The 12,341-nt window shown below is 44.5% G+C and carries 11 protein-coding genes and 2 pseudogenes; 5 read left to right on the forward strand and 8 right to left on the reverse strand.

The window, feature by feature from the left end; genetic code table 11:
- Window positions 1-80: 80 nt before the first annotated feature.
- The 4 genes from V5G28_RS02320 to V5G28_RS02335 form a co-directional block, all read right to left on the reverse strand.
- Window positions 81-677, reverse strand: a complete 597-nt coding sequence (locus tag V5G28_RS02320) for a CPBP family intramembrane glutamic endopeptidase (protein ID WP_332992927.1) — start codon at window positions 675-677, stop codon at window positions 81-83.
- A gap of 49 nt (window positions 678-726) precedes the next feature.
- Window positions 727-1,791 carry a DUF3326 domain-containing protein gene (locus V5G28_RS02325; protein ID WP_332992961.1) on the reverse strand — a complete coding sequence of 355 codons (1,065 nt, stop codon included), beginning with the start codon at window positions 1,789-1,791 and terminating at the stop codon, window positions 727-729.
- A 189-nt stretch (window positions 1,792-1,980) separates the two neighbouring features.
- Complete coding sequence (locus V5G28_RS02330; protein WP_198940827.1) at window positions 1,981-2,157, reverse strand: hypothetical protein; 177 nt, start codon at window positions 2,155-2,157, stop codon at window positions 1,981-1,983.
- A gap of 48 nt (window positions 2,158-2,205) precedes the next feature.
- Window positions 2,206-2,520, reverse strand: coding sequence for a 2Fe-2S iron-sulfur cluster-binding protein (locus V5G28_RS02335; RefSeq protein WP_096561647.1), 315 nt, complete (start codon window positions 2,518-2,520; stop codon window positions 2,206-2,208).
- 226 nt (window positions 2,521-2,746) lie between these two features.
- On the opposite strand from V5G28_RS02335, the pseudogene acnB reads away from it, so the two are divergent.
- A pseudogene (acnB, locus tag V5G28_RS02340) lies at window positions 2,747-5,409 on the forward strand (bifunctional aconitate hydratase 2/2-methylisocitrate dehydratase).
- 106 nt (window positions 5,410-5,515) lie between these two features.
- Here acnB and V5G28_RS36555 read toward each other — a convergent pair.
- From V5G28_RS36555 to V5G28_RS02355, 4 genes and pseudogenes are all read right to left on the reverse strand, one after another.
- Window positions 5,516-5,800: an HNH endonuclease gene (locus V5G28_RS36555; RefSeq protein WP_442994197.1), complete on the reverse strand. Its 285-nt coding sequence runs from the start codon at window positions 5,798-5,800 to the stop codon at window positions 5,516-5,518.
- A complete protein-coding gene (locus V5G28_RS02345; protein ID WP_332992930.1) occupies window positions 5,793-7,028 on the reverse strand; it encodes a DUF262 domain-containing protein in 1,236 nt (411 codons plus the stop codon). The genes V5G28_RS36555 and V5G28_RS02345 overlap by 8 nt, the downstream gene beginning before the upstream one ends.
- Window positions 7,029-7,213: 185 nt before the next feature.
- Entirely contained in the window at window positions 7,214-8,257 is a 1,044-nt protein-coding gene (locus V5G28_RS02350; protein ID WP_332992932.1) for a DUF1611 domain-containing protein, read from the reverse strand.
- Window positions 8,241-9,292, reverse strand: a pseudogene (locus V5G28_RS02355) (dipeptide epimerase). Before V5G28_RS02355 ends, V5G28_RS02350 begins: the two are co-directional and overlap by 17 nt.
- Before the next feature lie 149 nt (window positions 9,293-9,441).
- Here V5G28_RS02355 and V5G28_RS02360 point away from each other — a divergent pair.
- The 4 genes from V5G28_RS02360 (at window position 9,442) to V5G28_RS02375 (ending at window position 11,751) form a co-directional block, all read left to right on the forward strand.
- On the forward strand, window positions 9,442-10,008 hold the full coding sequence (locus V5G28_RS02360; protein WP_336229495.1) for an NUDIX hydrolase: 567 nt from the start codon (window positions 9,442-9,444) through the stop codon (window positions 10,006-10,008).
- A 467-nt stretch (window positions 10,009-10,475) separates the two neighbouring features.
- A complete protein-coding gene (locus tag V5G28_RS02365) occupies window positions 10,476-10,760 on the forward strand; it encodes a peptidoglycan-binding domain-containing protein (protein ID WP_332992934.1) in 285 nt (94 codons plus the stop codon).
- A gap of 158 nt (window positions 10,761-10,918) precedes the next feature.
- Window positions 10,919-11,182: a peptidoglycan-binding domain-containing protein gene (locus V5G28_RS02370; protein WP_332992937.1), complete on the forward strand. Its 264-nt coding sequence runs from the start codon at window positions 10,919-10,921 to the stop codon at window positions 11,180-11,182.
- A 344-nt stretch (window positions 11,183-11,526) separates the two neighbouring features.
- Window positions 11,527-11,751: a peptidoglycan-binding domain-containing protein gene (locus V5G28_RS02375; RefSeq protein ID WP_332992939.1), complete on the forward strand. Its 225-nt coding sequence runs from the start codon at window positions 11,527-11,529 to the stop codon at window positions 11,749-11,751.
- Window positions 11,752-12,341 lie beyond the last annotated feature (590 nt).

The raw sequence follows: 12,341 nt of genomic DNA on the forward strand, positions 1-12,341 counted from the left end.
TCCGCAGCAAGTAACAATCTTCCCAAAGTCTATCAAGCAACACCGACTAAACGGTGAACATCTCACCGAGAATAAGAAAATCAATTTTTAATGATCTGAGACTGCCCAATCTTCCAAAAATAGCTGGAAATCAAATTGGTGATGATATGAGCAACAATTGGCACCAATAAGTTACCACTCAAAAGAGCACTATAACCCAGAAATAATCCGACAATGCTTGCCCAAACCACATAGGGCCATTGTTGGGAACCACTTAGGTGTAATACACCAAAGCAAGCACTTGAGAGGATCACAGCGAAATGGTCGTATCCAAAGGCTGGTATCATCACACCCCGAAATAACAATTCTTCACTTAATCCTGGTAGTAACCCTAGCCATATCAAGTCTGGCAAAGCTAAGGGTTTTAGTACCATTTCTAAGTAATAATTGGCACTTCTACGGTAGTCAGGCCATACGCGATAAGCTAAGCCACTCAAGGCGGTAATGCATAAACCCAACAACACCCCCCAAAGCAACTCAGTTTCGTGCCAGCGCCATGACATTAAGGAAAAGCGACCAAATTGCAGCCACACCTTAGCAATTATCCACAAAAGAATTGCAGTCGCTCCCATCGCCACCAGCACTTGAGTGCGTGTCAAATAAGGGATTTCTGGCTCTTGCTTCTGCTGTTGTGCCACGGGATACCACCAGGAGTAGACGACAAGGGAGATAGGGAAATGGAGAGAATTAGATAGTTAATGACCGTAAAGGAGATATATTTGGGCTAAGAGCAGATGGGTTAATGCCTGCTTTCAGGGCAACTAATACACCTACTGCCTCTAAATAAGAGTTCACCTGTATTGATTTTATCCCTAAAGGTTCCGGACGAACTCGTACTTGAGTCTGATTTTCCTCTACGGTAATAATTTGACATCGCTTACTGTGACTTAAAGTGAGCAAGGCGCTACTGCCACAAGCAGTTGCTGGTACAATCGCGGCATCAATTTGGTTTGCCCAAATGTCACCAAATTCAGACAATTTATCAGACGCTTTGGGAATAAACTGGGGTGCGCGGCTCAAACCAACAAGCACGCTTGGTAAAAAAGTATAGCCTAATTCTTCGGCAGCGGAACGAGGAGATAAATTTGGATCTAGAGATGGGGGAAAGAATGCGGGAGAATGGGCGCAAGGAATTTGAAAAGTTCGCACTACCAAATGGCTGATCACAGCTTCTGCACCAGCGATGGGATCGACTCCTTTACCGTGGCGGTAGTTTTGATCGGCAACTTCATCAAGAGTATCGGGAAAACGAGCAACTACGGCGATCGCCTCTGCCCCCGCCCTCTTAATTAGGACTTCCGCCGCCCGTAACAAACTATCTGGGTTGCCTATCGTTCCCCAACTTGCCCCAGAAGTTGCTTGCCGTAATTCCACATTTAACGGTGCGTCAGTTATGACATAATCTGTTAAGGATAATCCTAGAGTTGCTCTAGCTGCATCCGCTGCTTGCAGGTGTCTGTGCCGTAACTCTGGTTCAATTGCTTGATCAAGAACTAAACCTATCCGATTTTGGTGAACTGGGCGCAAACCCCAGCATAAGGCTGCAAATTTGTCAAGCCCGTAACCTTCAACGTACAAAGTGTTGGACAAGTTCCAGTATAAGCTGGCACCGTTGAGGACATTAGGGTGAGTGATCAGGCGATCGCAAACCTGTGCGAAAGCCTTTGCAACTGGCAATGCATCTCCTGCATAACCCCCGATTGCTGCCCCAACCCCAGTAGGAACAATTAAGATAGCGGTATATGGACGCACAAATAAATTCAAAAATTTAAAGTCAAAAGAAGTTGTAGAGACGCGCTGAATCAAAGCGTCTGTACATTTGTTAGTTGTAGAGACGCGCCATGGCGTTAGTTGTAGAGACGCGCTGAATCAAAGCGTCTGTACATTTGTTAGTTGTAGAGACGCGCCATGGCGCGTCTTAGTTGTTTTTACTATTTGCTATTAGCTTTCTGTGGTGACAACAGCTTCAACAGTGCATGCTTGTTGTTCCACATCCACAGATGTAATTGCCCACCGCAAAGGTTCTCCCTGTTTTTTCAACTCTGCTTCAATGACTTTTTGCAGTTCTGTGGGAGTTTCTTGTAGGTCAATTTCTGCTGTAATAAAATGAGTTGTCATTATTTTACTCCTGACTTATCTAAAGACGCGCCATGGTGCGTCTCTACATTATTTACCAAATTGCAACTGATAAACAATTTCTTCCTTTTCGGTTTCAATTTTTAAATCGGAACGAGGATAAGCGACACAAAGCAATACATAGCCCTGTTTTTGTAGTTCTGGACTCACGCCCATACCATCACTTTGATCCACAGTCCCAGAGACAATTTGGGCAGCGCAAGTCGTGCAAACACCGGCATGACAGGAACTCGGTAACTCTAAACCAGCTGCATCAGCAACTGATAGGACGGTTTGATTTTCGGGAACTTGCAAAGTATGAGTTTTGCCTTGGTGGTTAATTTCAACGGTGTAAGTTTCGGGCATATACAATAGCGGTGCTATGCAACGGATAAGTCAAATATCCTATCTTATAAATAGGTGGACAACTCAATAAAGAATCGCCAGCAATCATAGCTAACTGGAAAGAACTTGACTAGCTAGGGCGCTAACCAGTGATAATTATAAGTCCTTGCTAGACAAAAAACTTAACCAAGGGAGACTTCTTGGCGGTTATCGACTGAATTTTTGGACTGACTATTTGGAGAAGATAATGCTGGAATCATACCGCAGACACGTTGCTGAAAGAGCCGCACTAGGAATTCCCCCCTGCCTTTAGATGCAAATCAAACATCTGAATTGTGCGAATTACTGAAAAATCCGCCTGCGGGTGAAGAGGATACATTACTGGAATTGTTGCGCGATCGCGTTTCCCCTGGAGTCGATCCCGCAGCTTACGTCAAAGCTGGGTTTCTCACCGGCATTGCCAAAGAGGAAATCACCAGCCCCTTAATTGCCCCCATCGAAGCAGTGCAATTGCTAGGCACAATGGTGGGTGGCTACAACGTCCAATCATTAATCGAACTGCTGCAAACGCCCACCGTATCCGTATCGTTATCTTCCGAAACACCATTGGTGATGGGCGGACAAGGAAAGGAACCTATAGCAGCATACGCCGCAGTGGCATTAAGCAAAATCTTGCTGGTGTATGACGCCTTCCACGATATTTTGGAATTATCTAAAACCAATCCCTTCGCCAAGCGGGTGATAGACTCTTGGGCAGAAGCTGAGTGGTTCACTGTTCGTCCGACGATACCAGAATTCGTCAACGTTACCGTCTTCAAAGTTCCTGGCGAGACGAATACCGACGACTTATCCCCCGCACCCCAGGCTATGACTCGCCCGGATATTCCCTTACACGCCTTGGCGATGTTGGAAAGCAAAATGCCTGGGGCGCTGCAAACCATTGCTGAGTTGAAGAAAAAGGGGTATCCCGTCGCCTACGTAGGAGATGTGGTGGGTACAGGTTCCTCCCGTAAATCGGCAATTAATTCCGTGTTATGGCACATGGGGCATGATATTCCCTATGTACCAAACAAGCGGGCGGGCGGGTATATTTTAGGCGGTTCTATTGCGCCTATCTTCTTCAACACCGCCGAAGATGCTGGTGCTTTGCCTATCCAGTGCGATGTCACCAAGATGGAAACCGGCATGGTGATTACCATCTACCCCTACAGAGGAGAAATCACCAATGAAGCTGGCGAAGTGATTTCCACCTTCACCCTGAAACCTGACACCATCCTAGATGAAGTCCGCGCCGGGGGACGTATTCCCCTGCTTATCGGACGCACTCTCACCGATAAAACCCGCCAAGCACTGGGTTTAGAACCCACAGCACTCTTTACCCGTCCCCAGCAATCCGCTGATACAGGCAAAGGCTACACCTTAGCACAGAAAATGGTGGGTAAAGCCTGTGGTTTACCCGGTGTCCATCCCGGTACATCATGCGAACCGATCATCACAACCGTTGGTTCTCAGGATACCACCGGACCGATGACTCGCGATGAATTGAAAGAACTTGCTTGTCTCGGTTTCAGTGCAGACTTGGTGATGCAGAGTTTCTGCCACACCGCAGCTTATCCCAAACCAGTTGACATCAAAACTCATCATGAATTGCCCGACTTTTTCGCCTCTCGTGGCGGTGTCGCATTACGCCCTGGCGATGGGATCATCCACTCCTGGTTAAACCGGATGCTACTTCCTGATACCGTGGGGACTGGCGGCGACTCCCACACCCGCTTTCCCTTAGGGATTTCCTTCCCTGCTGGTTCCGGGTTAGTAGCGTTTGCGGCGGCGTTGGGTGTCATGCCTTTGGATATGCCAGAATCTGTTTTGGTGCGGTTCAAAGGTGAATTGCAACCCGGTGTTACCCTCAGAGATGTTGTGAATGTCATTCCCTACGTGGCAATTCAAAAAGGTTTGCTGACGGTAGAGAAGCAGAATAAGAAAAATGTCTTCGCTGGGCGGATAATGGAAATAGAAGGTTTGCCAGATTTGAAAGTTGAGCAAGCTTTTGAACTCACCGACGCTAGCGCCGAACGTTCTTGTGCTGGTTGCACGATTAAGCTGAGTATTGAGACAGTTTCCGAATATCTGCGTTCCAACGTAGCGCTGTTGAAGAACATGGTAGCACGGGGTTATCAAGATGCCCGCACGATTTTGCGTCGCGTTGCCAAGATGGAAGAGTGGTTAGCAAACCCTGTGCTTTTGGAAGCCGATGCAGACGCAGAATACGCGGAAATTATCGAAATTGATTTGAACGAAATTAAAGAACCCATTGTTGCTGCTCCCAATGACCCCGATAATGTGAAATTATTATCGGAAGTTGCCAATGATCCGGTGCAAGAAGTTTTCCTCGGTTCTTGTATGACGAATATCGGTCATTATCGCGCAATGGGTAAGGTGTTAGAAGGTGCAGGTTCAGTGAAGACTCGCCTGTGGATTTCTCCGCCAACTCGCATGGATGAACACCAACTCAAAGAAGAAGGTGTGTATGCCATTTTTGGTGCTGCAGGTGCGCGGACAGAAATGCCTGGTTGCAGCTTGTGCATGGGTAATCAAGCGCGGGTTGCTGATGGTACAACTGTGTTTTCAACTTCAACGCGCAACTTCAATAATCGCATGGGTAAAGATGCGCGAGTTTATCTTGGTTCAGCGGAATTAGCAGCAGTTTGTGCGCTGTTAGGAAGGATTCCCACTGTGCAGGAATATCTGGACATTGTGGCGAATAAAATTCATCCTTTTGCTGATAATTTGTATCGGTATTTAAACTTTGATCAAATTGCCGGTTTTGAGGATGAAGGAAGAGTGATTTCGTTGGAAGAGATGCCCAGGATTGAAGATATTTTGGGTATGCCAACTAGTAGCCTGCGCTAGATAATAAAAGTAGGGTGGGCAATGCCCACCTTATTGTTCTGCTATGTAAAATTCTCTATATTAAAAGCCTTGTGAAAAGATGCGATTACTGCGAAACAAACACTACTTATTCTAAAATACTGAGGTTATCTGACTTTTCGCTATTGCATTTTACACAAAGAAGCTGAAGATTTTGCCATACCGTTAGTCCCCCCTTGGAAAACGGATGAATATGATCAGCTCTTAATTGCCCAAATCCTTTTGTACCACGAAATACTTTCTTGCATATTGGGCATACATAACCCCCCAACTCCTCATTAAAGTTCATCCTGAAATAAGCTTCTTTCCAGCTTAAGGGAAAGGTTCTTTGATATGGATCGCATAGCTGTAAACCCTTAAAAGATTCAGACATTATTTTGCAGAATTATTCCAGCAATTTCCACTGCTTTATTGCATTGCATCTTTTGTCCTCTTTGACCAGTCCATCGTCCTTTAGGTTCTGGATAGGCATCATTATTACCGAGTATGTCTCGACCTAACTGCCGAGGACGACGAATAAAGTTTCCTAAGCTGTTCCACTGTGAATTAGATAAGCTATCTGGTGATACTTGCAGTTCGACAGCTCCTGCAATAAATAAAGCTAGTTGCTTGTATGTATCAACACTAATCCCTGGTAATCCCCTTGAAAGAATCCTATAGATCCATTCAGCAAATTCTGGGAAGTAATGATTAGAGATTTCATCCAGGGATGACACAAGGGGTGGACTACTGGCTTCTGAATCTTGATATTGGAGTTGAGCGCAGTAAATATCTAGAGCTTCTTCCGTAGTTCCTCGGAATACAATACCTAGATGATTTGTGCCACCAGATGTATTTAAAATATCGTTAAATTTATTGCGCTCAAGGCAGATTAAGTACCAAAGAAACATCAGTGATGGTGTCTGACCTTTAGCCTTCTCCTTACCACCCCACCAGTTATACCATTCTGTTTTCGCCTGTCGATTACTGTCCCAAGGATTTGTAATTCCTCTTTCCTGTGCAGAATTGATCATACGCTTTGCCGACTCACTATCGCAATGTATTCCAGCAAGACGAATGAAGAAAACACTTTTAGATTGACTGTAATAAGCCAGGCGAATATCTTGACCTGTCAGTGGAGTTCCACCTTCATTAATTCTTCTAAATACTTCAAGCTTAACCCCCAAAGGCATACTTTTTGGCAAAAAGATAATAGTCAGGGGATATTTGTTAAAAATTTTTCTTAAATCATTAGGTAATTCATTATAATTTTTGCCGCGATATTGAATTGCTTGTGGGAGTAAGTAATCAATACTATCGTCATCACTAATCTTGAGTTCGTTTTTAGAGAACTGTAAAATAGTGGTCAGTCTTTGCTGTCCATCAATGACCTCAGAATCACCGTTATCGTCTTCACAAAAAAAGAAAGCAGGAATAGTTAAATTATTTAACAAAGATTCAATGAAAAGTGACTTTTTCCGGTCATCCCACTGGTCACAATCCCGCTGGTAGTCAGGAATGTAAACCTCCCGATTCTCCAACCTGTTAACAATAGTTTGTATACTTTCACTTTGTGATCTAGTTGCATCTTTAACCAAGGGAAGGTCAAAATAATCACTCATAATAATTTTTTGTATAAAAAAGTCGCAAATGGCGCTTATCATACTAGCACAAGTCTGATCGCACCCTCCCACACCCCCGAAAAACCTAACCCCCAACCCCCTTCCCTACGGGGGAAGGGGGGTTTTTTATTCCCCTCCCCTCTTAGGGGAGGGGTTAGGGAGAGGTCACACCGAGGCAAAAAAGCTCACCCCTGCATCACAGCATCCAACAACTTACCTGCGCCAAACCGGACTGGATCGGTACAAGGTAGACCAGTTTCAGCCTCGGTTTGGGCGATCGCATCCAATGCCTGTGACTCATCCATATGACCAGTGTTAAGAGCGATACCTACCACAGGTACAAGTCCAAAGGCACCACCTGCACTGGCGACCATTTCGTAAAGCCTTACCACTTCTGTTAAAGGCGGAATTGAAACACCAACATTCCTGACTTCAGTTTGTCCGGCACGATGTACCAGTATCAACTGTGTTGGTTGCGAACCACGTATCAAAGGTAACGTTGCTGTGGAACCCGGGTGCAGCAGCGAACCTTGTCCTTCAATGTGCAGAATGTCGTAGTTTTTACCATAGCGCATGACCATTTGTTCTACAGCACCGGCGGCAAAGTCCACCCGCACTGCATCCAATGGCACACCATCCCCTTCTAACATCAAACCAGTTTGACCTGTGGCAAGGAACTTAGTATGCCAGCCCCGCAGTCGTGACGCCCAATGTAACTCTAGGCTAGTTGACATTTTGCCAACTGCCATATCGGTACCTACAGTCAAAACCCGCCGACACGGGAGAGTGCGTGCCATACCGCTGGCAACACCGATATTAGCTGGTTCTTTGCGCACATCCCAAATAACTTGCCCAGGTTTCAGCAGTGTCTTTAACTCCGGTATGGTTGCCAGAGGTGTGTGCAAGCCGTTCACCACCGACATCCCAGCTGTGACAGCGTCCTTGAGTTCATGCCAATAATCATCTGGCAAAGCGCCGCCTTTGGGCGCAATGCCAATAACTAAAACTTCCGGTTTGTACTCCAGTGCTGCTGCAACCGATGAGACTATCGGCACATCACGCTTGATACCTGTTAATTCGGTCAAGGATTTGCCTGCACATTCGCGATCAATCGCTGCTACGATTGGGGCTTCAGCATAGCGTAAAATTGACAGCCCAGTTTTGCCATAAGGTCCCTTGATTCCCTCATGCAATAGGATAGCGATCCGTTGATTAAGCGCCAGACGCACTGCGTTGTACCCCCAACCCTGGTAAATCGTTTGGTAAAATTCTCCCGTCCTGTACAAATGCACCTATAAAAGGGTCATCTATTAAATTCAGGTGACTATCCAAATCGAGATAGTCAGCTAGTGGTGCAAGTTGTGAGAAAGCTGTATTCGCTAGCGTACTGTCGGAATAGCAACCGAACATCACTTGTAACCCATGTGACCGCGCTGTATGTACCATCCGCATTGCTTCGGTTAAGCCCCCTGATTTCATGAGTTTGATATTAATTCCATCCACACAGTTTGCCAATTTTGGAATATCGGAGCTATTAAAGCAACTTTCATCGACAAAAATAGGTAGAGAAATTTGCTTCTTCAATTCGGCTAAATTTTCTTCCTGCCCTCTTGGCAATGGCTGCTCTACATACTTTACACCTATATCGACAAGCCAATTGCACATAAGTACTGCATCTTCCAAACTCCAACCCCCGTTTGCATCAACGTACAGCTCTAACGCTGGTGCTTCTTCTCGCACTGCCATTAACATTTTCTGATCTGCAGCAATGCCATCCGGACTACCCAACTTTATCTTCAAAACACGCACATCGGTCAATTGCAACCAATCCCGCGCCCTAGCCCTAGCCCCTTGAGGCGAATTGATACCAATTGTTACTGAAGTTGGTACTATGGCGTTGCGATTCAGCCCCCACATCTGCCACAGAGGTAACCCCACACGCTTTCCCAACCAGTCGTGCATAGCTACATCCAGCGCCGCCTTTACAGATGAGGGAACAAGCGCTTTTGTTAACACTTGCTCGATTTCTTGCCTTTGCAATGGGCTGAATGCTTGCAAAGAAGGCGCGACTTGCAGCAAAGCATCTTTTATGATCTCAGTTGATTGCGGATGAGTGCCCACACTGAATGGCGATGCTTCCCCCAGCCTTCAATCCCATCTTGCGAAATCCTCACCCATACATTCGTCGTTTGTGCCGTTGTGCCGCGACTGATGGTCAAAGGAAAGCGCTTGTTTACGGTAAATATTTCTACTTGAATTTGCATGATAATGCATGATATTACGGTATACTTGCTTTCGTTTTGACATCAAAGCTTAGTTTAGTTTTTTACCCACATTGAGTCTCTGTTATACTTTTTTACAATTCTAAATTTTTGCTATTACCTTTTTACATATTTTGGTATCTAGTTTTTCTATGACAAACTTAAAAAAATGGAAACTTTTGCGCTCCAAAATGGTCTTGGATCATCACTGGTGCCAAGTTAGACAAGATGAAATACAATTACCCAATGGTAGAATTATAGATGATTATTTTGTAAATATTAGACTAGAAATTGCTGTAATTTTACCTATTACCAGCAGCAGAGAGATTGTTTTCGTACGGCAATATAGATATGCGGTAGATGAATTTTTGTTAGAACTCCCTGCTGGCAGATTCAACCCTGCACAAGAGAGTGCTGAAGCCGCAGCTGTGCGAGAAATGCAAGAAGAAACTGGTTATATCGCCCAACAGGTGACAAAAATAGCAACGCTATATGACAACCCTACCAAAGATACAAATAAAGTACATTTATTTTTAGCAGAAAATGTGATAAAGTCCGGAGAACAAAAACTAGATATTACAGAAGAGATAGAAGTTCTCCTTATTCCTGTGGAATCAGTTAGGGATAAAATCCTTAAAGGAGAAATTTCTGTAGCGGGAACTGTTGCAGCTATTTGTTTGGGTTTGAATTTCCTTAATAATGACAGCCATAACAAATAAATGTGCAATGGCTTAATTTTGTTCGTTTCAATACAATTCGTGTTTCCAACCGTTTTATTCACATTTAGTAAGATAAGTTGCCATCTTACAGCCAAGTATATACATACTTCGTTAAGTGTTTATAAAAACAATAATATTTTCCCTCATATACGACAATACAAGCCTTTCCAGCCTGCTTACGTAGGCTTTCTTTGTATACCTACACGCTTATAGAGTGTAGGTGCAAGATATGAAATAACAACATTCGTTCTTTAAGTTCATACTAAACTGGCTAAACTTGCCTGTTCAAATCTGGGAACTGAATAGAAGATAGAGGAACAAACAACTGCATAAGTCAAATTGACTTGCACCTATTGCAGGTTGGTAGCGAAGGAAAGGCGAATCTCAAAGCAAAGTGAGTCTTCCAACATTACCAACAGAACAATGGAAACACTATTTACACAACTGAACAATTGAAGAGGTAAAGTATGGCATCTCAAAATCTCCCAGTTCTGATTAAGGGTAGCAATGGTCAAGCAGTGAAATTAGTACAACAGCTGCTGAACGCTTATGTGCCTTATATTAAAAATGCTAAAAGTATTAAAGAAGACTCAGACTTTGGTCAAAACACAGAGCAAGCTGTCATAACCTTCCAAAAAGCATACCGAAACCAGTTTGATGGTACTTTGGAAGGCGATGGAAAAGTCGGTAATTTGACTTGGCGTGCCTTGGGTGATTTTGGTTATAGACACTCTCCTGCAGGTCAATCATAGTAGCTTCTGGAGTCACTTACTCCACCCCAAAACCGAATAATTCAAACCTCAATAATTCCAACTACAGATAAACACCAAGCCAACACATATGACGGTTTATCTGTGGCAAACATCAGAAAAAAATCAACACCAAAAAGATAATTCAAGGAGTCTAAATCATGACAACTGCAATTCAATCTGCAACCTTACCAGTACTGCAAAACGGTGACACAGGAGAAGCCGTGAGATTGCTACAACAACTGCTGATTACTTTTAATTATCTTGACAAGGATCAGTTCGACGCTAAATTCGGTCAAAACACAAAGAATGCTGTAATTCAGTTTCAACGTTTTTGGTTTGGTCAAGACCCTTCAAAACAAGATGGTATTGTTGGTCCAAATACCTGGGATGCTTTAGGCGAAGCTGCTAAGGCTAAAGAGTGAAGCTAGCCTTTGTAGGTTAAGGAGTGACTCCTTAACCTAACTAGAAATGACGCACTTTACAAACAAGTCGTTGTGTATATTGCCCAAGGCGTTCAGTTTGTCAGCGATTGAAGAGCATTGTTTTCCATTTCTATTCCTTCGGTGCATAAGTTAATTCATGCTTACACCGATTCAGAATACACAAAGCTTAGCTCAAAAAAGCTTACAGCTATTTTCAGCTAATTGAACCACAGATTTTTGTAGGGGCACGGCAATGCCGTGCCCCTACCCCGTGGTTTATTTACTTGAAAAACGCTGTAACTTTCATTGTTCAACTTTACTCAAATAACACAAAGGAGAAAATTATGTCTACTATTTCTGAGCCAATTCTGCGTCTTGGTAGCGAAGGTGCAGATGTCAAACGTCTGCAAGAGTATCTAAATGCTCATGGCTACCATATAGCAGCCGACGGCATATTTGGTGCGAAAACCGAAGCGGCTGTTCAGAATTTCCAAAGAAGTCATGGTTTGACGCCGGATGGAATTGTCGGACCTAAAACCTGGGCAGCTATAGAAGGAGGAATCGGCTAACACATTTAGTAGTACAAATTATTCCTAGCAACATAGTAGCTTAATCTCAAATCCCAGAAGCGCGATCGCCTACACCGGACGTTCCGCGTCATCGCCCTTTGGCTGCTTTGTGCATGAGCGATCGCCTACAGCACGCCTAGTGTAAGTGTGTTGAGCGATCGCCTCCGGCAGTGCGCTCCGCGCAATCGCTCTTTGGCGGCTTTGTGCATGAGCGATCGCCTGAGTAAGCTAAACCACATCTAGTTTGCATATTTAAAATTTTTGTAACTCTTGTGGGGTGGGCATCTTGCCCGCCCTAATTATGCAATTTAAATGTGGAACAGCTTATGATTCCGTTTGCGCGTTAGCGGAGCTTACCGTTCGCGTAGCCTTCCGCAGGAAAGGTATCGCCTAACCATGATTCGTCCATGCGATCGCCCTTGGCGTTACCCCACCCCGGTTTTGTCTAACGCCAAAACCTCCCCTCCCCTTAGCAAGGGGAGGGGATTAAGGGGTGGGGTGAAATCAACGTGGAATAAACCTTTGAACGTGATTGTTGACACCTATGGGTAGAGTCACACCACTAGCCCCTCCCCCGACACACCCACAAC

Origin of the sequence: Scytonema sp. PRP1 (assembly GCF_036697665.2) — a bacterium.
GTDB classification, from domain to species: Bacteria; Cyanobacteriota; Cyanobacteriia; order Cyanobacteriales; family Nostocaceae; genus Kalymmatonema; species Kalymmatonema gypsitolerans.

What these genes read in the sequence shown, in the direction of transcription:
- V5G28_RS02345 (WP_332992930.1), bottom strand. Translation starts at nt 7,028, where the DNA reads ATGAGTGATTATTTTGACCTTCCCTTGGTTAAAGATGCAACTAGATCA.
- V5G28_RS02360 (WP_336229495.1), top strand. Translation starts at nt 9,442, where the DNA reads ATGACAAACTTAAAAAAATGGAAACTTTTGCGCTCCAAAATGGTCTTG.
- V5G28_RS36555 (WP_442994197.1), bottom strand. Translation starts at nt 5,800, where the DNA reads ATGTCTGAATCTTTTAAGGGTTTACAGCTATGCGATCCATATCAAAGA.
- V5G28_RS02370 (WP_332992937.1), top strand. Translation starts at nt 10,919, where the DNA reads ATGACAACTGCAATTCAATCTGCAACCTTACCAGTACTGCAAAACGGT.
- V5G28_RS02375 (WP_332992939.1), top strand. Translation starts at nt 11,527, where the DNA reads ATGTCTACTATTTCTGAGCCAATTCTGCGTCTTGGTAGCGAAGGTGCA.
- V5G28_RS02365 (WP_332992934.1), top strand. Translation starts at nt 10,476, where the DNA reads ATGGCATCTCAAAATCTCCCAGTTCTGATTAAGGGTAGCAATGGTCAA.
- V5G28_RS02330 (WP_198940827.1), bottom strand. Translation starts at nt 2,157, where the DNA reads ATGACAACTCATTTTATTACAGCAGAAATTGACCTACAAGAAACTCCC.
- V5G28_RS02335 (WP_096561647.1), bottom strand. Translation starts at nt 2,520, where the DNA reads ATGCCCGAAACTTACACCGTTGAAATTAACCACCAAGGCAAAACTCAT.